22 protein-coding genes and 2 pseudogenes are annotated in these 23,216 nt (G+C 71.4%); 8 read left to right on the plus strand and 16 right to left on the minus strand.

Annotation, left to right across the window (positions count from 1 at the left end; genetic code table 11):
- From VE614_RS01430 to VE614_RS01445, 4 genes are all read right to left on the minus strand, one after another.
- A complete protein-coding gene (locus VE614_RS01430) occupies positions 1–2,199 on the minus strand; it encodes a family 43 glycosylhydrolase (protein ID WP_324930564.1) in 2,199 nt (732 codons plus the stop codon).
- Between the two features lie 250 nt (positions 2,200–2,449).
- On the minus strand, positions 2,450–3,283 hold the full coding sequence (locus VE614_RS01435; protein ID WP_324930567.1) for a pectate lyase: 834 nt from the start codon (positions 3,281–3,283) through the stop codon (positions 2,450–2,452).
- Positions 3,284–3,365: 82 nt separating this feature from the next.
- Positions 3,366–4,223 (minus strand): hypothetical protein, encoded by an 858-nt coding sequence (locus VE614_RS01440; RefSeq protein WP_324930570.1) that lies wholly within the window; start codon positions 4,221–4,223, stop codon positions 3,366–3,368.
- The gene (locus tag VE614_RS01445; protein WP_324930573.1) at positions 4,220–4,786 is read right to left on the minus strand and encodes a SigE family RNA polymerase sigma factor; all 567 of its coding nucleotides are present in this window, start codon (positions 4,784–4,786) and stop codon (positions 4,220–4,222) included. Before VE614_RS01445 ends, VE614_RS01440 begins: the two co-directional genes overlap by 4 nt.
- 253 nt (positions 4,787–5,039) lie before the next feature.
- On the opposite strand from VE614_RS01445, the pseudogene VE614_RS01450 reads away from it, so the two are divergent.
- Positions 5,040–5,445: pseudogene (locus VE614_RS01450) on the plus strand (hypothetical protein); the annotation flags it as partial.
- A gap of 67 nt (positions 5,446–5,512) precedes the next feature.
- On the opposite strand, the gene VE614_RS01455 reads toward VE614_RS01450, so the two are convergent.
- The 6 genes from VE614_RS01455 to VE614_RS01480 form a co-directional block, all read right to left on the minus strand.
- Positions 5,513–6,964, minus strand: coding sequence for a peptidoglycan D,D-transpeptidase FtsI family protein (locus tag VE614_RS01455; protein ID WP_324930577.1), 1,452 nt, complete (start codon positions 6,962–6,964; stop codon positions 5,513–5,515).
- 54 nt (positions 6,965–7,018) lie between these two features.
- Positions 7,019–7,681 carry a response regulator transcription factor gene (locus VE614_RS01460; protein WP_324930580.1) on the minus strand — a complete coding sequence of 221 codons (663 nt, stop codon included), beginning with the start codon at positions 7,679–7,681 and terminating at the stop codon, positions 7,019–7,021.
- Between the two features lie 10 nt (positions 7,682–7,691).
- A complete protein-coding gene (locus tag VE614_RS01465) occupies positions 7,692–8,960 on the minus strand; it encodes a sensor histidine kinase (RefSeq protein ID WP_324930583.1) in 1,269 nt (422 codons plus the stop codon).
- Complete coding sequence (locus tag VE614_RS01470; RefSeq protein WP_324930586.1) at positions 8,957–9,973, minus strand: hypothetical protein; 1,017 nt, start codon at positions 9,971–9,973, stop codon at positions 8,957–8,959. Before VE614_RS01470 ends, VE614_RS01465 begins: the two co-directional genes overlap by 4 nt.
- Positions 9,974–10,096: 123 nt before the next feature.
- The gene (locus tag VE614_RS01475) at positions 10,097–10,582 is read right to left on the minus strand and encodes a GNAT family N-acetyltransferase (RefSeq protein ID WP_324930588.1); all 486 of its coding nucleotides are present in this window, start codon (positions 10,580–10,582) and stop codon (positions 10,097–10,099) included.
- Position 10,583: 1 nt separating this feature from the next.
- Positions 10,584–11,357 (minus strand): IclR family transcriptional regulator, encoded by a 774-nt coding sequence (locus VE614_RS01480; RefSeq protein ID WP_324930590.1) that lies wholly within the window; start codon positions 11,355–11,357, stop codon positions 10,584–10,586.
- A gap of 116 nt (positions 11,358–11,473) precedes the next feature.
- Between VE614_RS01480 and VE614_RS01485 the strand changes: the two genes are divergently transcribed.
- From VE614_RS01485 to VE614_RS01500, 4 genes are all read left to right on the plus strand, one after another.
- Positions 11,474–13,003 carry an aldehyde dehydrogenase (NADP(+)) gene (locus tag VE614_RS01485; RefSeq protein WP_324930593.1) on the plus strand — a complete coding sequence of 510 codons (1,530 nt, stop codon included), beginning with the start codon at positions 11,474–11,476 and terminating at the stop codon, positions 13,001–13,003.
- A gap of 97 nt (positions 13,004–13,100) precedes the next feature.
- Positions 13,101–13,709: a DUF1349 domain-containing protein gene (locus tag VE614_RS01490; RefSeq protein ID WP_324930596.1), complete on the plus strand. Its 609-nt coding sequence runs from the start codon at positions 13,101–13,103 to the stop codon at positions 13,707–13,709.
- Between the two features lie 104 nt (positions 13,710–13,813).
- On the plus strand, positions 13,814–14,530 hold the full coding sequence (locus VE614_RS01495) for a DsbA family oxidoreductase (protein WP_324930598.1): 717 nt from the start codon (positions 13,814–13,816) through the stop codon (positions 14,528–14,530).
- Between the two features lie 104 nt (positions 14,531–14,634).
- Positions 14,635–15,699, plus strand: coding sequence for an aminotransferase class V-fold PLP-dependent enzyme (locus tag VE614_RS01500; protein WP_324930601.1), 1,065 nt, complete (start codon positions 14,635–14,637; stop codon positions 15,697–15,699).
- Between the two features lie 71 nt (positions 15,700–15,770).
- Here the strand turns inward: VE614_RS01500 and thpD are convergent, their stop codons facing one another.
- The 6 genes and pseudogenes from thpD to VE614_RS01530 all read right to left on the minus strand — a co-directional run bounded on the left by thpD (position 15,771) and on the right by VE614_RS01530 (position 20,561).
- Positions 15,771–16,697, minus strand: a complete 927-nt coding sequence (gene thpD / locus VE614_RS01505) for an ectoine hydroxylase (protein WP_324930604.1) — start codon at positions 16,695–16,697, stop codon at positions 15,771–15,773.
- Positions 16,698–16,702: 5 nt separating this feature from the next.
- Positions 16,703–17,107, minus strand: a complete 405-nt coding sequence (locus VE614_RS01510; RefSeq protein WP_324930607.1) for an ectoine synthase — start codon at positions 17,105–17,107, stop codon at positions 16,703–16,705.
- A 20-nt stretch (positions 17,108–17,127) separates the two neighbouring features.
- Complete coding sequence (ectB, locus tag VE614_RS01515; RefSeq protein ID WP_324930610.1) at positions 17,128–18,399, minus strand: diaminobutyrate--2-oxoglutarate transaminase; 1,272 nt, start codon at positions 18,397–18,399, stop codon at positions 17,128–17,130.
- A gap of 13 nt (positions 18,400–18,412) precedes the next feature.
- On the minus strand, positions 18,413–18,943 hold the full coding sequence (gene ectA, locus VE614_RS01520; RefSeq protein ID WP_324930613.1) for a diaminobutyrate acetyltransferase: 531 nt from the start codon (positions 18,941–18,943) through the stop codon (positions 18,413–18,415).
- A 292-nt stretch (positions 18,944–19,235) separates the two neighbouring features.
- Positions 19,236–19,310 (minus strand): annotated as a pseudogene (locus tag VE614_RS01525) (DUF664 domain-containing protein); the annotation flags it as partial.
- 150 nt (positions 19,311–19,460) lie between these two features.
- Entirely contained in the window at positions 19,461–20,561 is a 1,101-nt protein-coding gene (locus VE614_RS01530; protein ID WP_324930844.1) for a pyridoxal-phosphate-dependent aminotransferase family protein, read from the minus strand.
- Between the two features lie 191 nt (positions 20,562–20,752).
- Here VE614_RS01530 and VE614_RS01535 point away from each other — a divergent pair, with 191 nt between their 5' ends.
- The 3 genes from VE614_RS01535 to VE614_RS01545 are packed head-to-tail and all read left to right on the plus strand — an operon-like array spanning position 20,753 to position 23,216.
- Complete coding sequence (locus VE614_RS01535; protein WP_324930616.1) at positions 20,753–21,598, plus strand: transporter substrate-binding domain-containing protein; 846 nt, start codon at positions 20,753–20,755, stop codon at positions 21,596–21,598.
- On the plus strand, positions 21,595–22,428 hold the full coding sequence (locus VE614_RS01540) for an amino acid ABC transporter permease (RefSeq protein ID WP_324930619.1): 834 nt from the start codon (positions 21,595–21,597) through the stop codon (positions 22,426–22,428). Before VE614_RS01535 ends, VE614_RS01540 begins: the two co-directional genes overlap by 4 nt.
- Positions 22,425–23,216, plus strand: a complete 792-nt coding sequence (locus VE614_RS01545) for an amino acid ABC transporter ATP-binding protein (protein ID WP_324930622.1) — start codon at positions 22,425–22,427, stop codon at positions 23,214–23,216. Before VE614_RS01540 ends, VE614_RS01545 begins: the two co-directional genes overlap by 4 nt.

Below are 23,216 nucleotides of genomic sequence, written 5' to 3' on the forward strand. Positions count from 1 at the left end.
TCACCGCCGTGCCGGGCGGATCGACTCCAGGGTCGGCACCACCGGCATGATCGTTCCGTCGGCCGCGAACCGGAGGCGGTCGACCGTGGTCTCCCGGTGGGTGCCGTCCCCGCCCGGCCGACCGGGGCCGCTGAGGCCGAAGCGGTGGTAGACGATGTACCAGTCGTCGGTGCCGGGCGCGTTCACCACCGAGTGGTGGCCGGTGCCGAGGATGCCGTACTCCGGCCGCTTGGCGAGGATCGTGCCCCGCTTCGTCCACGGGCCGAGCGGGCTCGGGCCGGTCGCGTAGGCCACGTGGTAGTTCTCGCTGCGGGTGTCGTCCTCGGACCACATGAAGTAGTACGTGCCCCGGCGCTTCACCACGAACGAGCCCTCACGGAAGTCCGCCGGGGTGATGTCCCGGACGCGGGCGGCGTCGAAGGACGTCATGTCGTCGTTCAGCGGGGCGACATAGCCGCGTCCGTTGCCCCAGTAGAGATACGACGTGCCGTCGTCGTCCGTGAAGACGGCCGGGTCGATCATCTGCCCCGCGAACCGGCCCCTGGCGACCAGGGGTTCGCCGAGCGCGTCCTCGAAGGGGCCGGCGGGGGAGTCGGCGACGGCCACGCCGATCTGCTGCTCGGCGCAGAAGTAGAAGTAGTACCTGCCGTCCTTCTCGGCGATCGCGGGCGCCCAGGCGTACGTGTCCGCCCAGGCCACGTCCGGGCCGAGGTCGAGGATCACGCCGTGGTCCTCCCAGTGGACCAGGTCCCTGGAGGAGAAGGCCTTGAACCGGGTGCCTCCCCAGCCGCGGAAGCCGTCCGTCGTCGGATAGATCCAGTAGCGGCCGTCCATGTACCGGATGTCCGGGTCCGCGTACAGGCCGGGCAGGACCGGGCTGCGGGTGGGGACCGCCTCGACCGTCCAGGCGCGGGTGGTGCCGTCGGCCGCCCGCACCGTGTACGTCCGCGGGGTGCGGAAGTCCCGGCGGGTGCCGGAGGGCGGAGTGAGCGTGGCACCCGCGCCGACGGCGAGCCGCGGGGCGAGGCGGCGCGGATCGGCGTTCGGCTCCATCGGCAGGACCACTTTGGCGGCGGCCTCGGTGACCACGGCGTACCCCTTCTGGCCCTTCGCCGTCGCGTCCACCACCGATGTCGGGGTCACCGGGTACGCGGCCAGCAGCCGGTCGTACTCCTCCTGGGTCACGGGCAGGACGGTGCCGTGCCGCGGGCTGGCCGGGAGCTGGTAATCACGCGACGGGATCCACTCGCCGGAGTCCAGGTCGGTGGTCTCGAAGGGGAGATAGCCGCGACCGCCGTACTCGTCGATGAAGAGGTACCACTTCTCCTCGGTGTTCGACTTGAACACGGTCGGACCCTCGCCGCGGTCCATCGCGCCACTGCCGACGCAGTCCGCGACGAGGTCGTACGCGGTGCTGGTGAGGCTCGTCGACTTCTCGGCGGTGATGAACTTCGAGCAGGGGCTCGAACTGCCCGGATCGCGTTCGTCCTTGGTGTAGCGGTAGTAGGTGCCGTCGTGCTCGGCCACCGTGGAGTCGATCACCGAGTAGCCCGGGTCGTTCCAGACCTTCGGCTCGCTGAAGGTGCGGAAGTCCTCGGTGGTGGCGTACAGCATCTTGTTGTACGTCGAGCCCTTGTGCTCCGGGTCGTCCGGCGCGTACAGCTTCGACGCCCAGAAGACGACGTACTCGCCCAGCGTCTCGTCCCAGTGGGCTTCCGGCGCCCAGGTGTTGCCCGCGGTGTCCGGGGAGACCTTGACCAGGCGCTGGTCGGTCCAGTGGACCAGGTCCGTCGACTCCCAGACCATGATCGACTTGCTGCCGTGCCGCTGCACCTGGTCCCAGCTGCCGCTGGCGCCCCGGTACATCCGCAGATCGGTGGCGATCATGTAGAACCGGTCGCCCCCGGGGGAGCGGATGACGAACGGGTCGCGCAGGCCCTTCTCGCCGATGGTGGACGTGAGGACCGGCTTGCCCGCGTTCAGCTCGCGCCAGTGCAGGGGGTCGTTGCCGCGGCTGAGGGCGTAGCGGATCTGCTCGCCGTCGGCGGTGCCCTCGCCGGTGAAGTAGGCGAAAAGGTAGCCGGCGTACTTCTGGGCTTTCACGGGGGGTGCTCCTGGGTGGGCGGTGCCCGGTGGGGCGGTGAGCAGGGCGAGGAGGAGGGCCAGGAAGGGGAGCAGGAGCAGGCGGGGACGGCTCATGGCACTCCTGTGTGAGTGTGGGGGATTCTGTTGGAAGCCGGTGCCTTCGGAGTGTCATGGGCGGGGGACGACGGGTCAATCGGTGCGGGCGGGACGACGGGGAGCGAAAGTTTCCGACGTTTTCGTGAGACCGGGGCGTGCGAACGCCCCCGCCGGTCGTCACCGGCGGGGGCGTTCTGTGTGCCGGGCGAGGGGGGCTCGCACCGGCACCGGGACCGGCCCGAGGGGGGCTCGGACCGGCGGCTGGGGCCTACTTGTAGGTGAGGTCGGAGGCCGTGTAGAGGCAGTGCGTGCCGTCCGGGCCGGTGCCCAGCTCCTTGGGCTCCTTGCCCGTGTTGTTGCCCTGGAAGCGGGTGCACGGCTTGATCTTCTTGCCGCTGTCACCGTGGATGCGCACGTTGCGCAGGGCGGCCGTCTCACCGAAGTTGGCGTTGATGCCGACGATCGACTTGCCGGGCGCGGTGACATCGACGTCGTCGATGATCACCTGGCGGTTCTTGTACTGCGTCGAGCAGTTGCCGCAGGTGCGCACCAGCTTGCCGAAGTCGGAGACCTGGAACTTCGTCACGACCAGCTTGCCCGCGCCATTGAACTGGAAGACCTTGTCGTCGGCCTTCCGCGCGCCGCCGCCCTGCACGGTGTAGACGGCCGAGGCCGACTTGCCCTTGAAGGTGGCGGCGTCCTCGCCGACGTCCTCCCACCACACGTTCTGCAGCGTGCAGCTGCCCATGCAGTGGATGCCGTCGGCGGCCGGGGCACCCAGGATGACGTTCTTCAGCACCGCGCCGTCGGCGAGCTTGAAGAGCGGGTCCTGGCCCTCGTCCTGACCGGTGCCGCCGAGTTCACCGGTGCCGTAGAAGCGCTTGTGGCCGCCGTCGTAGGTGCCGGAGACGGGGATGGTGCTGCTGACGGCCTTGGGGCCCTTGGCCGTCGGCCACGAGGACGCGGCGCCCGCGGAGGACAGCATCGTCGTGGTGACGATCGCCGCCCCGGTGAGACCGAGGGCGGTGGCGCCGGCGATCGCCGCGCGTCGTTTCGTGACGCGGCGGCGGTGGCGGACGCGCTGTTCGGCTCGTGCTGTCATGCCATTCCTTGCGTGGGAGGGAAACCTTGCGTCTCCTGGTCGCCACCGGTGGAGAAAGGGTTGCCGCGTCTTCGGATCTTTTTCACGACCTTCCGCGCGGGGCGAAGTCGCCCGCCACGGCCAGCTCTTCGGACCCGGTGCGGGCCCTCGCCGCGTAGCTGTCGTCCCCGGCGTCCCGGCCGCCGCGCTCATGGTCGTACTGCCCCGCGAACACCCACTCGCCCGCCGGGACCGTACGGCCCTCCTTCAGCCGCCAGGTGTAGACGAGGAACCCGTCCTCCTCGCCGACCGTCAGCTCGAAGTCGTCCTCGGGCAGCGAGCGCCAGGCGCCCGTGGAGGACACCCCGCCGGTCTGCGCCACCCGCAACTGAACGGCCAGCTCGGTCAGTTGCTCCGACGTCTTCAGCGTGACGTTGCTCTGGGCCCAGAACTCGTTGCTGTGCGGGTCCACCGAGCCGTCCGACCAGAGCGGGCCGTCCTCGACGTCACCGCCGGAGGGCAGCAGCGGGGGTGCCGATGACGACGGGGTGCCGGAGGGCGGCGCCGTCGACGACGGCGCGGCGGGCTCCTCCCGCCGCGTGGGCGGGGCGCTCGGCGACGGGTCCACGGGGAAGGCGGGCGGCCTGCTGGTCGCCTCCGGCGACGGGGCGGGCGTCGCGGTGACCGCGACCGTGCCCTGCGGTGGAGCGTCGTCCGACTTCACGGCGGACGCCACCGCGTACCCGCCGACGGCGAGCACGCCCGCGACGGCGGCGGTGGCCCCGGCCACCCGCAGCCAGCCGAACACCGGTGGGCGGGTGGCCCGGTGAGCGGCCGGGCGGACCTCCCCGGCCATGCCGCGCTCGATCCGGGCCAGCATGCGCGCCCGGTCCGGCTGATGCGCCTCGGCCGCCTCCCGCAGCCGGGCGCGCAGCTCGTCGTGCACGTCCCGCCGCATCATCGGTCCCTTCCCGCGGCCTGGCCGGTCCGCGCCATCGCGGCATGCACCCGCTGCGAAGCCTGCTGTGTGCCGAGCAGTCTCTGCAGCTCGGCGATTCCCTTGGAGGTCTGGCTCTTCACGGTACCCACCGACACGCCCAGGGCGAGGGCGGTGTCCTTCTCCGAGAGGTCGAAGGCGTGCCGCAGCACCACACAGGCCCGCTTGCGGAACGGCAGCCGGCGCAGCGCGTCCTGGACGTCGACGACGCCCGCGACGTCCGGGTTCTCGGTCTTCTCCTCGCGCTGCGACCAGAACAGGGCGATCCGGCGCCGCTCGCGCACCGCGCCGCGGATCCGGGTGCGGGCCAGATTGGCCACCACCCCGCGCGCGTACGCCACCGGATGGTCGGCCGCGCGCACCCGGTCCCAGCGGTGCCACAGCGCCAGCAGGGCGTCCGCCGCGAGGTCGTCGGCGGCGTCCGCCTCGCCCGTCAACAGGTGGGCGAGCCGGGCGAGTTCGGCGTAGTGGCGCTCGAAGAAGGCATGGAACTCCACGGAGGCGGCGTCGTCGACGACTGTGCCCACGGGCGGTCTCTCCTCGTAGCGATTCCCCGGCGTCGAACAGCCGTACGCCAGGACGAGATCCGGAACTGTACCAGCGCGCCGTACGGGGTTTCGAATGCCGTATGACGGACCGAACTCCGATTCCGCACCACGGAGAAAACCCGCGGTGGGTCGGGCGCGGGAACAATCCAGCCAGCATCCGCACCCGATCAGGCAGGCGCCGAGGAGCATCCGCCATGTTCGACAGGTCCTTCCGGGTCTCCGAACGGAATTCGTCCTCGAAGGCCTGCTGATCTGCGTCCTGGTGGTGACCGGACTGCGCGAGGCCGTCATGCATGCCATCCCACAGCCGCTGAAGCAGGCCATCAGCGTCGGCATCGGACTGTTTCATCGCCTTCACCGGCTTCGTCGACGCCGGCTTCGTCAGCCGGATCCCCGACGCCGCGAACACCACCGTGCCGGTTCAGCTCGGCGGTTCCGGCAGCCTCACCGGATGGCCGATTCTCGTCTTCACGTACTCCATCACCAACGGCATCGGCGCCGGTTTCCTCGCCTACGTCGTCATCAAGACCGTGCTGGGCGGGGCGAGGGAGGTCCACTGGCTGCTGTGGGGCGCCTCGGCGCTGTTCCTGGTCCACTTCGCGATCGACCCGGTCGAGCAGCTGCTCGGCGTGCGGTGAAGCGCCCGGAGGGGCGCGGCGCGCGACCCGCCGCGGCCGGCCCGCGCACCGGCCGCGCGGCCAACGCTCAGTTCTTCAACGCCGCTTCCATCACGGCCCTGGCCACCGGTGCGGCCAGCCCATTGCCGCTGACCTCCGAACGCGCCGCGTCCGACTGCTCGACCACCACCGCCACGGCGACCTCCTCGTCCGAGGTGCCGGACTTCGCGTAGGAGGTGAACCAGGCGTACGGCGTCTTGCTGTTGTTCTCGCCGTGCTGGGCCGTGCCCGTCTTGCCGCCGACGGTGGCGCCTGGGAACCGCGCGTTCGTGCCGGTCCCCTCCTCGACGACGGTCCGCATGGCCGACTGCAACTGCTCGGCCGTCCCGGAGCTGACGATCTCCTCGCTGGAAGGGCTGTCGTCGTAGTCCTCCAGCACATCGCCGCTGTGGTCGGTGATCTGCGACACCATGTGCGGCTGGACGAGCTTGCCGCCGTTGGCTATGGCCGCCGACACCATGGCGATCTGCAGCGGCGTCGCGGTGACGTCGAACTGGCCGATACCGGACAGGGCCGTCTGCGCCCCGTCCATGTCCTTCGGGTACACGCTCTCGTACGCGCGCACCGGAACGTCCTGCTCGGTGTCGTTGAAGCCGAACTTCTCCGCCATCGCGCGGACCTTGTCCTGGCCGAGGTCGACGGCCATCTTGCCGAACACGTTGTTGCACGAGTACTGGAGCGCGACGCGGAGCGAGGCGTTCTCACAGGGCGCGTTCGGGTTCTCGTTGGTGAGCTCGTCGGAGGAGAGCGGCAGCGGATACGGATCGGGGCTGTCCGTGCGCTCGTCCACCGACGAGACCAGCCCGTCCTCCAGCGCGGCCGCCGCGACCACCAGCTTGAAGGTGGAACCGGGCGGCAGCGGCTGGCGCAGCGCCCGGTTGGTCATCGGCTTGTCCTCGTCCTCGGTGAGCCGCGTCCAGGCCTCGGAGTCGCCGGTGGTGATCTTCGACGGGTCGTACGACGGGGTGGAGACGACCGCCAGGATCCGCCCGGTCTTGGGGTCGATGGCGACGGCGGCGCCCTTCTTGTCGCCCAGCGCCTCGTACGCCGCCCGCTGGACGTCCGGATCGATCGTCGTGATCACGTCACCGGGGTCGGAGCGCTTGTTGGTGACCGTGTCCATCACGGTCTTCAGCCGCGAGTCCGTGCCGTCCAGCAGATCCTGGTAGATGCCCTCCAGCTGGGTGGCGCCGAAGGCCTGCGAGCTGTAGCCGGTCACCGCCGCGTAGAGCGCGCCGTCCTTGTACGTCCGCTTGTATCTGAGGTCGCCGCTCTTCGTCCGCGCCGAACCGGTGACCGCCTCGCCGCCCACGACGATGTTGCCGAGCGGCTCGCTGTACAGCTCGATCGCGTTCCGCCGGTTGTTCTTGTCGTCCGCCAGCGCCTGGCCGTTGTAGAACTGCACCCAGGTGGCCCTGACCAGCAGGGCGAACACCAGGAGCAGCGCGAAGACCGACGCGCGCCTGATCGTCTTGTTCATACCGTTCGGACAGACGAGCGGGGCCGGTCCGAACGTTCCCTTCCGCCCGTTTTCTCATCCGGTCCTCAGAAACCCCGCCTCGTACGCCGCGATCACCGCCTGGGTGCGGTCCCGCACGCCGATCTTCGCCAGCACCGCCGCCACATGCGATTTCACGGTCGCCGGGCCGACCTCCATCCGCCGGGCGATCTCGGCGTTGGTCAGCCCGCCCGCCATGTGCCGCAGCACCTCGCTCTCCCGGGTGGTGAGCCTCGTCACCCACGGCGGGGGCGTGGTGCGCGCGTGCGCGTGCCGCACCGCGAGCGCCCGTACGGCCGACGGGAACAGCAGCGTGTCGCTGTGCGCCACCAGCCGGACCGACTGCACCAGCGTGTCCGCGTCCGCCCGCTTCAGCAGGAAACCGGCGGCGCCGGCGCGCAGCGCGTCGTACACATAGGAGTCGTTCTCGAAGGTGGTCACGACCACGATCCGGGGCGGTCCGTCCACCGTGGCGAGGATCTGCTCGGTGGCCCGGATCCCGTCGATCCCGGGCATCCGGACGTCCATCAGCACGACGTCGGGCCGCAGCTCGCGGACGGCCGAGACCGCCTCGGCGCCGGTCGCCGCCTCGCCGACGACCTCCAGGTCCGGCTCGGCGGCGAGGATGGCGCGCAGCGCGGTGCGGACCATCCGCTCGTCGTCGGCGAGGACGATGCGTACGGGGGAGGGGGCGGTCATCGGGGTCCTTTCACGCGGGATCCTTCATCGGCAGACGTACGCGCAGCCGCCACGACCCGCCGGCCGGGCCCGCCTCCGAGGTGCCGCCCAGCAGCCGGGCCCGGTCGGCGATGCCGCGCAGGCCGTGCCCGCCGCCGGGGCGGCACGGAGCGGGCCCGGTCAGCGGGTTCTCGACGCTGATCTCCAGCCGGTCGCCGGACCGCACCACCCGCAGCGCGACCCCGGCGCCGTCACCGTCGCGACCGCCGGCGCCGCCGTGCCGCAGGGCGTTGCTCAGCCCCTCCTGCACGATGCGGTACGCCTCACGGGACAGCAGCGGCGGCAGCGCGGCCGGGTCCACGCCCAGGTCGCAGCTCACCCGCAGGCCGCCCGCGCGGGTGCGGCGCAGCAGGCCGTCGAGGTCGGCGTCGAGGGTGGGCGCGGGGGCCGTGCCCGGGGCGTCGCCGTCCCGCAGCACGCCCAGCACCGCGTCCAGTTCGCCCACCGTGCGCCGGGTGGTGTCCTCGATCGCGGCCAGCGCCTCGCGCACGAACTCCGGGTCGCTGTCCAGCACCCGGCGGGCGGCACTGGCCTGGAGGGTGACCGCGCTGAGCGCATGGCCGACGGAGTCGTGCAGCTCACGGGCGAGCCGGTTGCGCACGGCCAGGTCGGCGGCGCGCCGTTCGGCGGCGGCCAGCCGGTCCTCGGGCGCCGGGCCGAGCAGCGCGGGCGCCCAGCGGGCGAGCAGCGCGCCGCAGCCGGCCGCGCAGGCCGCCAGCGCCAGCAGCGACGCCGCACCCGCGACCGGCGCCAGCGCGAACACCCAGGTGTGGTCGAGGGACGGCGGCAGGTCGAGCTGCTCGGCGCGGAACCGGGCGAGGACCGGCAGCAGGATCAGGAAGAGGGCGAACGGCGGCAGCGCCAGCGACATCCCGGAGACGATCCCGCCCAGCCCCAGATGCAGGGTGAACCAGGCCGCCGTACGGCCCTTGGCGGCACGCGAGCGGGCGGGGCCGTAGGCGAGCCGGTCCGGTGCCACCCCGCACAGCCAGCGCACCGCGCCGGACTCCAGGGGCCGGGTCAGCGGGAACAGCGCGGTGACGGCGGCGAGCGGCAGTCCGACGGCGAACGAGGCCAGCTGCAGGAACAGGTCCTGGAAGACGTACCGGGCGTCCATGGCGGGCCCGACGACGAGCTGGCCGACGAACACGTACGGCATGGCGAGCGCGCCGCCGAGGATCAGATGGATCCAGCGCCGGCGCGCCCGCCGCCCGAACAGTGCCCGGGCGAACGCCCTCACGCCGTGGGCCGGCCGGCGGCCGCCGCGCGGGTGACGAGGAAGCGGACGGCCAGGCCCGCGACGAGTATGCCGACGATCATGCCGCCAGCGTAGGTGAGGTTCATCAGCGGTGTGGGCCGTTCCGCGGCGCTCTCCGTGACGACCAGCGAGGCGACCGCCTGCCAGCACGACCAGCAGGCCACGGCCGCGGACGCGATCCAGGCGAGGGTGAGCGGCACCGCGACCGGCAGCGCGCGCCCGCGCCGGAAGGCGAGCATCAGTCCGGCGGCGGCCGTGACGGTGACGAAGACGGCGGACTGGGCCTCCACGACGTGGAAGTCGCTGGTCCGGTCGGCGATCAGGTCGTCGTTGAGACCGAACGTGCCGCCACAGGCCCACAGCAGGTGCGCGGTCAGCGGCGGCAGGGCGAGGACGGCGGCGGCGACGGCGGCCGTCTTCTGGGCGGCGGTGCCGAGGACGGCCCGCGGCAGCTCCCACACCCGGCCCTGCCACAGACCGCCCCAGCGGTCCCGGGCGTAGAGCGCGAACAGCGCCCCGAGGGCGAGGCCCTGCACGATGAAACCGCCGTAGACGACGCCGAACACCCAGCTGTGCAGGAAGGGTTCGCCCCCGTCGTCCGTCGCGTCCACGCTGCCGCCGAACGCGCTGACGAGGAGCTGCACGGGGAAGCCGGTCATGATCGGGGTGAGCAGCCCGGTCGCCACCCACATCGGTACCGCGAGCAGCCACGCGGGCAGCCGCAGACCCCACGGCCGGGTCAGCACCAGCGCCAGCACGATCACGCAGGCGTCCATCAGCACGGTGACGCCGTTGGCCACGGCCACGGCGGTGCGGTGCTCCAGCAACGGGCTGCCGTCCGGGATCCCGAGGTGACTCCCGGCGATCCAGGCGACCTTGAGGCTCAGATACGGCAGGCACGAGACGACGGCGACGGCCCGCAGCATTCTGCGGGGCCGGTCGGTGGCGGCGGGGGAGCTGCCGGTCTGCGGGGAAACGGCGACTGTCTGCGTCATGCCCCCACGCTCCCGCGCAAACCCCTGGCACGCGTCCTGCCCTGCGACGATCCGCCTCCGCCGCGCGGGGGAGACGCCTCGGCCGAGCAGTCCCTCGCTTCGGCACCCGGGCAGCCTCCGGGCTCAGCCTCCCGCTCGGTCCTCCAGCTTCAGGACGACCTCGTCGATCTCCTCGCCCCGTGCCTGCGCGTAACCCCGTTCCCGGGCGCGCGCCCGGAAGCCGCACCGCTCCAGCACCCGCAGCGACCCCGTGTTGTCGGCCGCCGCGCGGGCGTACAGCGGGCGTTCGGGGACCTCGGCGAGCAGGGCGCGCAGGGCGGCCGTGGCCACCCCGCGGCCCCAGTACGCGCGGTCCACCCAGAAGGTGACCTCGCGTTCACCGGGGGCGCCGTAGACCGCCGCGTTCCCCACCACGTCACCGTCGAGCAGCACCGTGCGGGCGCGCACGTCGGCGGAGGAGCGCAGGCCCCGCCACCGGGCCGTGAAGGCGTCCCAGTCGGCCGGGTCCCGCGGGGTGAACGCGGCCATCCGCAGGGACTCGGGGTCGTTCAGCTGCCGGTAGAAGACCGGCAGGTCGCTGTCGTGGACCGGGCGGAGTGCCACCTGCACGTCAGAGCCTCCGGGTCGCCAGGGTCAGCCGGTCCCGCGCGTCGAACAGGGCGTCCTTGACCATCTGTTCATGCGCGGGGGTGAGCCGGGCCACCGGGATCGAGCAGCTGATCGCGTCGCGGGCCGGGGTGCGGTAGGGGATCGCCACGCCGAAGCAGCGCAGCCCCAGGGTGTTCTCCTCGCGGTCGACCGCGTACCCCTGCTCCCGCACCTGGTGCAGCTCCTCGATGAGCTTCTCCCGGTCGGTGATGGTGTTCTCGGTGAGCGCGGGCAGCGTCTCGGGGAGCATCTTGCGGACCTGCTCGTCGGTGTAGGTGCTCAGCAGCGCCTTGCCGAGGGAGGTCGAGTGGGCGGGCAGGCGCCGGCCGACGCGGGTGAAGGGGCGCAGGTAGTGCTGGGACTGGCGGGTGGCCAGGTAGACCACGTTGGTGCCGTCGAGACGGGCCAGGTGGATGGTCTCGGTGGTGTCGTCCGAGAGCCGGTCCAGGGTCGGCCGGGCGACCGCGACCACCTCGTCGCCGTCGATGTAGGAGGTGCCGACCAGCAGCGCCCGCACCCCGATGCCGTACCGGGTGCCGGTGGCGTCGGTCTCCACCCAGCCGAGTTCGACGAGCGTGCGCAGCAGCATGTACAGGCTGGACTTGGGGTACCCGACGGCCTCCTGGACCGACGCCAGGGAGTGCATACCGGGGCGGGCCGCGAAGTACTCCAGCAGCTCCACCGTCCGCACTGCCGACTTGACCTGCGCTCCGCCGCCCGTCTCGCCTGCCGACATCGCCCTTGACCCCTTCGTTGGACGGGAAATAGTCTCTCGATCGTTCATCATCAGAGACAGTGTTCAGTATATCGAACGCCCCTGCCGGGCGGGAGACATACTGGGAGGGACCCGTGGTGGCAGCAGCACCAGTCTGGAGTGTCGACCCCCGTACCGGGAAGCAGCGTGAACAGGTTGCGGTGGAGGCCACAGCCCAGGAGGTGGACGCCGCCGTCCGCGCCGCCCACGAGGCCCGCGGCGCGCTGACCGACCGCACCGCCCGCGCCGCCTTCCTGCGCACCGCCGCCGACCGTCTCGACGCCGCCAAGGACCGGCTCGTCGGGACCGCCGACGCCGAGACCGCGCTCGGCCCGGTCCGGCTCACCGGCGAACTCGCCCGCACCTGCTACCAGCTGCGCGCCTTCGCGGACATCGTCGACGAGGGCGCCTACCTCGACGTCGTCATCAACCACCCCGACGACACCGCCACCCCGCCGATCCCCGACCTGCGCCGCTACAAGGTGCCCCTCGGCGTGGTCGCCGTCTACTCGGCCTCCAACTTCCCCTTCGCCTTCTCCGTACCCGGCGGCGACACCGCCAGCGCCCTCGCCGCGGGCTGCCCGGTCGTCGTCAAGGCACACCCCGACCATCCGGCCCTGTCCGAGCAGGTCGCCGAGGTGCTGCGGGAGGCCGCCGCCGAGCACGGCATCCCGGCGGGCGTGCTGGGACTGGTGCACGGCTTCCAGGCCGGCATCGAACTGATCGAGCACCCGCTGGTCGCCGCCGCCGGGTTCACCGGTTCCGTACGGGGCGGCCGGGCGCTCTTCGACGCGGCGGCCGCCCGTCCCGTCCCCATCCCCTTCCACGGCGAACTGGGCTCCCTCAATCCGGTCCTGATCACGGAGGCCGCGGCGGCCGAGCGCCCCGACGCGATCGGCACCGGGCTCGCCGGGTCCATGACGCTCGGCGTCGGCCAGTTCTGTGTGAAGCCGGGCCTCGTCCTCGCGCCGGCCGGTGCGGCGGGCGACCAGCTCGTCAAGACCCTCACCGACGCGGTCGGCGCCGTCGACGCCGGGGTGCTGCTCGACCACCGGATGCGCGACAACTTCGTCGCCGGGGTCGCCGAGCGGGCCCAGCTGCCGGAGGTCGAGGCGCCCGTGACCCCGGGCGCGGGCGGGGAGCACACCGTCAGCCCCGGCTTCCTGACCGTGCCCGCCGGGAAGCTGGCGCGGGAGGGCCAGCACGACCTGCTGCTGGAGGAGTGCTTCGGGCCGGTGACGGTCGTCGCCCGCTACCAGGACACCGACGAGGCCAAGGCCGTGCTGTCCCGGTTGCCCGGCAACCTCACGGCGACCGTGCACCTGTCCGCCGAGGAGGCCGCCGGCGAGGGGCGCGGCGCGGAGCTGCTCGCCGAGCTGACGCCGCTGGCCGGCCGCGTGCTGGTGAACGGGTGGCCGACGGGGGTCGCCGTCGCGGCGGCGCAGCACCACGGCGGGCCGTACCCCGCCACGACGTCGACGTCCACGTCGGTGGGCGGGACCGCCATCGAGCGGTGGCTGCGGCCCGTCGTCTATCAGGGGACGCCTGAGGCCCTGCTGCCCGCCGAGCTTCGGGACGAGAATCCGCTGGGGCTGCCTCGGCGGTTCAACGGGGTGCTGGAGCGCTAGGGCCTGTCCGGCAATTCCCGCCTCCCCGTGGGGGTGCGGCACCGCGATACAGCGCCGCGCCCCCTGAGGCGGTCCCCTGCTCTTGGGAGAAATGGTCGTGGACGTCGAACTTCCCGAGCTTCCCTTCCCCCTCCGTACCTATGGCCCCGACGGGCACTGGTCCTATGAGGACGGGGTGCTCACCGGGTGGGCCGGGCCCCGGCAGGACCGGTTCGTGCCGCCCACCGGGGAGGCGCTGGAGCCGGCCGCCGACGCACCCCGGCTGCTGGGGGCGCCGGAGGGCGACTTCCGGCTGGTCGCGCGGGTGACCGTCGGGTTCGGCGCGGCGTTCGACGCCGGAGTGCTCTACGTCCATGTCGGCGACCGGGCCTGGGCCAAGCTGTGCCTGGAGTACTCCCCGGACGTGCCCACCGTCTGCACGGTGGTCACCCGGGGGCACTCCGACGACGCCAACTCCTTCACGGTCGAGGGGAGTTCGGTGTGGCTCCGGGTGAGCCGCACGGGCCGCGCCTTCGCCTTCCACGCCTCCCGGGACGGCGAGCGGTGGACCTTCGTCCGGCTGTTCACGCTGGGCGAGGAGAGGGAGACCGGGGCGGCCCTGGTCGGCTTCATGGCGCAGTCGCCGCTCGGGGAGGGATGTGTGGTGACGTACGACCACATCGGGTTCCGGCCCGGCTGGCCGGACGACCTGCGCGACGGAAGCTGAGGCCGCGCGGACCGGCGGGGAATGAATCCGGCAGGTTGAAGGTTCACATACCTTCGCGGAGGGAGTCTCCGTACCGAGACCGGAACAGCTGGAGAGCCGAGAACATGCGCGTCGAGATCTGGAGCGACATCGCCTGTCCCTGGTGCTACGTGGGCAAGGCCCGCTTCGAGAAGGCGCTGGCGGCCTTCCCGCATCGTGACGAGATCGAGGTGGTGCACCGCTCCTTCGAGCTGGACCCGGGGCGCTCCAAGGGCGACACCGGCCCGGTCGTGCCGATGATCGCGAGCAAGTACGGCATCTCCGAGGAGCAGGCGCAGGCCGCCGAGGACAATCTGGGCGTCCAGGCCGCCGCCGAGGGCCTGGCCTACCGCACCCGCGGCCGGGACCACGGCAGCACCTTCGACATGCACCGCCTGCTCCACCACGCCAAGCAGTACGGCCGCCAGGGCGAGCTGATCCAGCTGATGTACGAGGCCAACTTCGCCGAGGAGCGGTCCGTCTTCGACGACACCGAGCGACTGGTGGAGATCGCCGTCGCCGCCGGACTGGACGCCCAGGAGGCCCGCGCGGTGCTCGCGGACCCCGACGCCTACGCCGCCGAGGTCCGCGCCGACGAGCAGGAGGCCGCGCAGCTCGGCGCCACCGGGGTACCGTTCTTCGTCCTCGACCGGAAGTACGGCATCTCCGGCGCGCAGCCCGCCGAGGTCTTCGCCCAGGCCCTCGACCAGGCCTGGGGCGAGCGCTCGCCGCTCCGGCTGCTCGACGACGGCGGGGCGGACGCGTGCGGTCCGGAGGGCTGCGCGGTGCCCCAGCCCTCGTAAGGACGGACAGCGCCGCAGGGAGAAGGAATGCATAAGCAGCGCTTAGGGGAACCGGGTAAAAATTCGCAATGGACGAGAGACGGTCCGGGGACCACAGTGGATCCATGAAGATCTCCGGGAGCGCCTTCGACGACCTGGTCCGTGCCGAGTTCACCCCCAGGTCCACCTTCCTGAACACCGCGAGCAACGGCCTGCTGCCGGCCCGGGCCGTCAGCGCCCTGCACGAGGCGGCGCTGCTGCGGGCCGAGGGCAGGCCGCTGACCTCGCTGTACGAGGACGTCGAGGCGTGCCGCGCCGCCTGTGCCCGGCTGGCCGGCGTGCCGGCCGGCCGGGTCGCCCTGGGCGCGTCCGTCGCCGCGCACACCGGTCTGATCGCCGCCTCCCTGCCCGCCGGCGCCGAAGTCCTCACCGCCGCGGGCGACTTCACCTCGGTGCTGAACGCGTTCCACGTCCGCGGCGACCTCAAGGTCCGCACGGTCCCGCTGGAGCGCATCGCGGAGTCCGTCCGCCCCGGCACCGCGCTCGTCGCGGTCAGCGCCGTCCAGTCGGCCGACGGGCGGATCGCCGACCTGTCCGCCCTGCGCGAGGCGGCCCGCGCCCACGGGGCGCGCACCTACGTCGACTTCTCCCAGTCCGCCGGCTGGCTGCCGATGGACGCCGGCGCCCACGACTTCAGCGCCGCCGTCTCCTTCAAGTGGCTGCTCGGCCCGCACGGCGCGGCCTTCCTCGTCGTCCCGGCGGACTTCGGCGGCCTGACCCCGCTGCTCGCGGGCTGGGTCGCGGGGGAGAAGCCGTGGGAGAGCACCTACGGGCCGGTCGCCGAGTACGCCCACAGCGCCCGGCGGTTCGACCTCACCCACGCCCTGTTCACCTTCGCCGGGCTGCGCCGCTCGCTCGACCTGATCGAGGAACTGGGCGTGGCGGCCGTGCACGCCCACGACGTGGGGCTCGCCGACCGGTTCCGGGCCGGGCTCGTCTCGCTCGGCCACGAGCCGGTGGCCGCCCCCGGTTCGGCGATCGTCTCGGTGCCCGGCCTGGGCGCGCGCCAGCCGGAGCTGAGCGAGGCGGGCATCGAGGTGTCCGACCGCGCGGGCAATCTGCGCGCCGCCTTCCACCTGTACAACACGGCCGCGGACGTGGACCGGCTGCTGGACGTGCTGGCCGGTTGACCGATACGGAACGGACACGGGAGCGGGCGGTGTCCCGAGGACACCGCCCGCTCCCGAATGATCACTTCACCTCAGCTCACGGGCGTGAAGTCCCGCGCCCCGATGAACTCGGGCCGCCGCACCGGCGCCGCGAACGGCTCGACCGCCGCGTTCTCCACGCTGTTGAACACGATGAAGACGTTGCTGCGCGGGAACGGCGTGATGTTGTCGCCGGAGCCGTGCATGGCGTTGCAGTCGAACCAGGTCGCCGAACCGGCCTTGCCGGTGAACAGCCGGATGCCGTACTCGGAGGCCAGCTTGGTCAGCGCCTCGTCGGACGGCGTGCCCGCGTCCTGCATCTGGAGCGACTTCTTGTAGTTGTCCTTCGGCGTGGCACCCGCACAGCCCAGGAACGTCTTGTGCGAGCCGGGCATGATCATCAGCCCGCCGTTGGTGTCGTGGTTCTCGGTCAGCGCGATCGAGACGGAGACCGTGCGCATGTTCGGCAGGCCGTCCTCGGCGTGCCAGGTCTCGAAGTCGGAGTGCCAGTAGAAGCCGCTGGCGCCGAAGCCGGGCTTCACGTTGATCCGCGACTGGTGGACGTAGACGTCCGACCCCAGGATCTGGCGGGCCCGGCCCACCACCCGCTCGTCGCGCACCAGGTTCGCGAACACCTCGCTGATCCGGTGCACCTCGAAGACGGAGCGGATCTCGTTCGACTTCGGCTCGACGATCGAACGCTCGTCGGCGCGGATCGCCGGGTCGGCGATCAGCCGCTCCAGCTCCTGCCGGTAGACGGCGACCTCGTCCTCGGAGATCAGCTCGTCGATGGCGAGGAACCCGTCCCGCTCGAACGACTGCAGGCCCGCGGTGTCGATCGGGCCGGGCGCGTCGGGCGCGCCCCACACGACCGGGTCCTGGCGGGGGATCAGCACCTCGCTGGTGCCCCGGGTCGGGTAGAGATCGGGGACGGTGGTGGGGGTCGTGCTCGTGGTGGTCGTGCTCGTGGTGGTGGTCATGGTGATCACACCTCCTCGGGTTCGGTGAGCAGGGGGTAGACGCCGTTCTCGTCGTGGTCCTCCCGGCCGGTGACCGGCGGGTTGAACACGCAGATGCAGCGGAAGTCCTCCTTGACCTTGAGCGTGTGCCGCTCGTGGCCGTCCAGGAGGTACATGGTCCCGGGCGTGATCGTGTGACTCCGCCCGGTCTCGTGGTCGGTCAGCTCGGCCTCGCCCTCGACGCAGACCACGGCCTCGATGTGGTTGGCGTACCACATCGACGTCTCGGTGCCCGCGTAGAGAATCGTTTCGTGCAGGGAGAATCCGACCCTCTCCTTGGCGAGGACGATGCGTTTGCTCTCCCAGGTCCCGGACGCGGCCTTCACATGCCGGTCGGTGCCTTCGATGTCCTTGAACGAACGGACGATCATGGTGGTGCACAGCCTCCTGGTCAGGCGGTCTCACGGACGGCGCGGGCGAGGGTCGTCAGCCCCTCGTCCAGCTCGTCCGGGGTGATGGTCAGGGCGGGCAGCAGCTTCACGACCTCGCTCTCCGGGCCGGAGGTCTCGATCAGCAGGCCCAGTTCGAAGGCGCGGCGCGCCACCCGCTCGGCCCGGCCCTTGTCGTGGAACTCCAGCCCCCACACCAGGCCCCGCCCCCGGTACTCCCGGACGTCGGCCAGGTTCTCCTCGGTGATGGAGATCAGCGCCTGCTCGACCTGCTCGCCGCGCGCCCGGGTCTGCTTCTCCATGGCGGAGCCGTCGGTCCAGTACATCTCCAGCGCGGCGGTGGCCGTGACGAACGCCGGGTTGTTGCCGCGGAAGGTGCCGTTGTGCTCGCCCGGCTCCCACACGTCCAGCTCGGGCTTGAACAGGCACAGCGACATCGGCAGGCCGTAGCCGCTGATGGACTTGGAGACGGTCACGATGTCCGGGGTAATGCCGGCCTCCTCGAAGGAGAAGAACGCGCCGGTACGGCCGCAGCCCATCTGGATGTCGTCGACGATCAGCAGCATGTCCTGCCGCTCGCACAGCTCGGCGAGCGCCCGCAGCCACTGCGCGCGGGCCACGTTGATGCCGCCCTCGCCCTGCACGGTCTCCACGATCACGGCGGCCGGCTTGTTGAGCCCGGAGCCCTGGTCCTCCAGCAGCCGCTCGAACCACAGGAAGTCCGGAACCGTACCGTCGAAGTAGTTGTCGAACGGCATGGGCGTGCCGTGCACCAGCGGGATGCCGGCGCCGGCCCGCTTGAAGGCGTTGCCGGTCACGGCCAGCGATCCGAGGGACATCCCGTGGAAGGCGTTGGTGAAGGACACGATGGCCTCGCGCCCCTTCACCTTCCGGGCCAGCTTCAGCGCGGCCTCCACCGCGTTGGTGCCGGTCGGGCCCGGGAACATCACCTTGTACGGCAGGTCGCGCGGGCGCAGCACCAGATCCTGGAAGGTCCGCAGGAACGACCGCTTGGCGGTGGTCGACATGTCCAGGCCGTGGGTGACGCCGTCCCGCTCCAGATAGTCGAGCAGCGCCCGTTTCAGCACCGGGTTGTTGTGGCCGTAGTTCAGTGACCCGGCTCCGGCGAAGAAGTCGAGGTACTCGTGGCCGTCCTCGTCGTACATACGGCTGCCGTGCGCCCGGTCGAAGACGGTGGGCCAGCCGCGGCAGTAGCTGCGCACCTCGGACTCCACGGTCTCGAAGACGCTCAGGTCGGGCTGGGTGATGGTCACGACGAATCGCTCCTCAGTGCGAGAGGTGGGGGGTCAACGGGCCGATGCGGTACAGGACTTCGGGGTCGTGCGGACCGTCCGGGAACAGCGCTGTGTCGAACAGGACCTCGCGTTCCACGCGGGCGCCGTGCCGGGCGGCGAAGGAGGTGAACAGCCGCTCCGAGGCGGTGTTGCCCGGGGTGATCGTGGTCTCCACGCAGATCACCTCCAGCTCGGCCGCCACCCGGGCGGCGAGCCCGTCGAGCAGCCGGGCCGCGATGCCGCGGCCGCGGTGCGCGCCGTCGACGGCGACCTGCCACACGAGCAGGGTCCGCGGACGGTCCGGCCGCAGATACCCGGTGATGAACCCGATGGCCTCCCCGTCGCCGTCGCGCGCCACCGCGGAGGTCGCGGCGAAGTCCCGGCACCACAGCAGATAGCTGTAGGAGGAGTTCAGGTCGAGGGTTCCGGATTCCTTGGCGAGCCGCCAGAAAGCGGATCCGTCCGCCACCGACGGGCGGTCGATGTGCAGGTCTGCAGGTGTGTCTGCTGGTGCGGCAGTCATGCGAATTCAATTTACCGAGTGGAATTCGAAGATGCATGGCCGCTGGGGGTTGGGTGTGAAGGCGTCCTGTGTTATCACGCGGGCGCGTGCGATGAACTTTGCTCAGGTTTGTCCTGAATTTTTGCCGCAAAACCGGCACGCTGTGTAACGTGTCACACCCGTGTCACTCTCACGAGTTTCGCCGCAATTACGCCGCACGGTGTTCGCAGAATCTTTGCGTTTAGGGCTGGGGAAACGGGGCAGAAGAACACGGGAAGCTGTCGCCGATTTAATTTCTATAAAGGCTTTGAATTCAAGCCCCGGTAACCCCGTCAATACGTTCGCGAAGGATGCCCGCATGGCCGTTGTGCCGCGCGTACTCCTCGACGCCGTCGGGGAAAGCCTGAGGAGTGTCGGTGGTCATGCCGGGAGCGTGGCACGGCGGGCGCCTGCGGCTCGGCCCGTCCGGCGTACGAGGACGAGGCCGTTCAGGCCGGCGGGGGTCCGGGGGCGGAGCCCCCGGGAGGGCGGCCCCGGCTCAGCGCCAGGCGTCCTCCGCCGCCCGGCGCGCACCCTCCAGGTCCACCGGGACGCCCTGCTCCGCCAGTGCGGCGCCCACCGCCGCCAGGCAGGCCTGCACCGCCCCCGGCGTCGCGTCGGGCCCGTAGTGGTTGACCCGGATCATCTCCTTGGCCAGCGCACCGCCCCCCGCGGCCAGCGGCAGCGCGGGATCGCTCGCCAGGGCGCGGGCGACCAGGTCCGTGGCCGCCACGCCCGCCGGGGCGCGCAGCGTCGTCGCCACCGGGGCGGCCTCCGAGGTCTGGTGGACGTACGGCTCCAGGCCCCCGCCGAGGGCCACCGCGCCCGCGCGGGTCGCCGCCGCGGCGCAGCGGTGGCGACCCATCACCGTCTCCAGGCCCTCCGTCTCGATCCGCTCGACGCACGCCTCCAGCGCCAGCATCTCCAGCTGCGCCGGCGCGTGCAGCAGCGCCTTGCGCCCGCCGTCGACCCAGCGCTCCTTCCAGTCGAGGAGGGAGAGGTAGGAGCGGCGCGGCGCCCGCGGGTTGGCCGCCATCCGCGCCCACGCCCGCTCGCTCACCGACACCGCCGACACGCCCGCAGGTCCGCCCATCGCCTTCTGCGCCCCGATCACGCACAGGTCCACGCCCCACGCGTCGGGCAGCACCGGCTCGGCGCCGACGGAGGCGACCGCGTCCAGGTAGAACAGCGCGCCGTGCTCCCGGACCACCTCGCCGATCTCCGCGACCGGGTTGGTGTTGCCGGTGGCCGCCTCGGCGTGCACCAGGGAGACGAAGCCGATCTCCGGGTGCTCGGCGAAGGCGTCCCGGATCTGTTCGGCGGTCACCGCCGTGTGGAACGGCACGGCGAGGTCGTACACCGTGGCCCCGCAGTCCCGCAGCCAGTCCCCGAAGGTCTGCCCGTACGGCCCGGTGATCACGTTCAGCGCGACCGTGCCCGGCCCGGCGGTGCCCCGGATGGCCCCCTCCAGCGGCAGCAGCGCCTCGCCCTGCATGATCACGACGTCCTGCCGGGTGTCCAGCAGCCGGGCGACCCGGTCCTCGATCGCGGCGAAGCGCGCGGCGGTCAGCGGGGGCAGGTCGAGGAAGGGGTGGGTCACGGCGGTGCTCTCTTCGCTCACGGGGTGGACGAGGTCGAGGGTAGCGGGCCCATGTCAACCGCCCGGTGGCCCGCATCGCCCCGTCGCGGCGGTGACTTCTTAGGCCCAGCCGCCCCACAAGCATCACTTCTATTTGAGTGACCCAAACATTTCCTTATAATCAGAACTCTCAGTCCTTCAGGAGGTCCCCCGTGAACACCGTCCTCGGGCGCCGGGCCCGTGTCCTGGTCGCCGCCACCGCGACGGCCGGGCTGGTCCTCGTAGCCGGCTGCACGTCCAGCGACGACGGCGACGGCGGCAAGAAGACCGCCGCCGGTGGTGTCGAACTGGTCAAGGCCGGACAGCTCACCACCTGCACCCACCTGCCGTACCCGCCCTTCCAGTCGGAGATCGACGGCAAGGTGCAGGGTTTCGACGTCGCCCTGATCGACCTGGTCGCCGAGGACCTGGACGTCAAGCAGGAGATCCTCGACCAGCCCTTCGAGAACTTCAAGACCGGGGGCTCCCTCAACGCCGGCCAGTGCGACCTCGCCGCCGCCGGTATGACCATCACCGAGGAGCGCAAGAAGAACGTCGACTTCTCGGACCCGTACTTCGACGCCACCCAGGCGGTCCTCGCCGACAAGAAGAGCGGCATCTCCTCCTTCGCCGACCTCAAGGGCAAGAAGGTCGGCGCCCAGGCGCAGACCACCGGTGAGGACTACGCCAAGAGCAAGGGCCTGGACCCGGTCTCCTTCGAGTCCTCCGACGCCGTCCTCAACGGCCTGCGCACCGGCCAGGTCCAGGCGGTCGTCATCGACTACCCGGTGGTCCAGGGCTGGCTGAAGGACAAGGCCAACGCCGACGCCTTCGAGGTCGCCGAGCAGATCAACACCGGCGAGCAGTACGGCTTCACGGTGAAGAAGGGCAACGTCAAGCTGCGCGAGGCCATCAACAAGGCCATCGCGGACGCCAAGGCCGACGGCACCTACAAGAAGCTCTACGAGCAGTGGATCGGCCCGTACGACGAGACCGCGGCCTCCCCGTCCGCCTCATGACGAGTCCGGACACCGCACTCCAGCCGAAGAAGAAGGGCCTGACCCGGCGCCAGAAGCGCAGCCTGTCGCGCGGCGCCCAGTACGTCGTCTTCGTCGCGGCCGTGATCGCCTTCGCGGTCGCGGCCGACTGGGACCGGCTGGCCAACCAGTTCGCCCAGCGCGACATCGCGGAGCAGATGTTCCCCGAGGTCATCACGCTGGCGCTGAAGAACACCGTGCTCTACACCCTGTCCGGCTTCGCCGTCGGCCTGGTGCTGGGCATGGTCATCGCGCTGATGCGGCTGTCGTCCGTCGGCCCGTACCGCTGGCTCGCGGGCGTCTACATCGAGATCTTCCGCGGCCTGCCCGCCCTGCTGATCTTCATCTTCATCGGGGTGGCGGTCCCGCTGGCCTTCCCCGGCACGGAGATCCTCGGCGGCACCTACGGCAAGGTGGCCCTCGCGCTCGGCCTGGTCGCCGCCGCCTACATGGCGGAGACGTTCCGCGCGGGCATCCAGGCCATCCCCAAGGGACAGATGGAGGCGGCCCGTTCGCTGGGCTTCTCCCACGCGCGCGCGATGATCTCGATCATCCTCCCGCAGTCCTTCCGGGTCATCCTCCCGCCGCTCACCAACGAACTCGTCCTGCTCTTCAAGGACTCCTCGCTGGTGCTGTTCCTCGGTGTCACGCTGGAGGAGCGGGAGCTGTCCAAGTTCGGCCGGGACCTCGCCAGCCAGACCGCCAACTCCACGCCGATCCTCGTCGCCGGCCTGTGCTACCTGCTGGTCACGATCCCGCTCGGCTTCGTCGTACGCCGTATGGAGGCGAAGGCCCAGGAGGCCGTGAAATGACCCGCCCCGAGATCGAGATCCGCGACCTGCACAAGTCCTTCGGCGACAACCAGGTGCTGCGCGGCATCGACCTGGAGATCGGGCAGGGCGAGGTCGTCTGCGTCATCGGCCCCTCCGGCTCCGGCAAGTCCACCCTGCTGCGGTGCGTCAACCTGCTGGAGGAGCCCACCGAGGGCCAGGTGTTCGTCGGCGGCACGGAGGTCACCGACCCGGATGTCGACATCGACGCCGTACGCCGCCGGATCGGCATGGTCTTCCAGCAGTTCAACCTCTTCCCGCACCTCACCGTGACCGAGAACCTGACGCTGCCGCAGCGCCGGGTCCTGGGGCGGGACAAGGCCGAGGCCGCCCGCGTCGCCGCCGAGAACCTGGCCCGCGTGGGCCTCGCGGAGAAGGCGGACGCCTACCCGTCCTCCCTCTCCGGCGGCCAGCAGCAGCGCGTCGCCATCGCCCGTGCCCTGGCCATGGGCCCCGAGGTGATGCTGTTCGACGAGCCGACCTCCGCGCTCGACCCGGAGCTGGTGGGCGACGTCCTCGCGGTGATGCGCATGCTCGCCCGGGAGGGCATGACCATGATGGTCGTCACCCATGAGATGACCTTCGCCCGCGAGGTCGCCGACCGGGTCGTCTTCATGGACGGCGGAGTGATCGTCGAGGACGGCGCCCCGGAGCAGGTCATCACCCGTCCCGCCCACGAACGCACCCGCCACTTCCTCTCCCGTCTGCTCGATCCCGCGATGGCGGACGTCGAGGAGGAGATCTCGGACCAGGTGGGGAAGTCCGGCTAG

Source organism: Streptomyces sp., from assembly GCF_035645055.1.
In the GTDB taxonomy this organism is placed as follows: Bacteria; Actinomycetota; Actinomycetes; order Streptomycetales; family Streptomycetaceae; genus Streptomyces.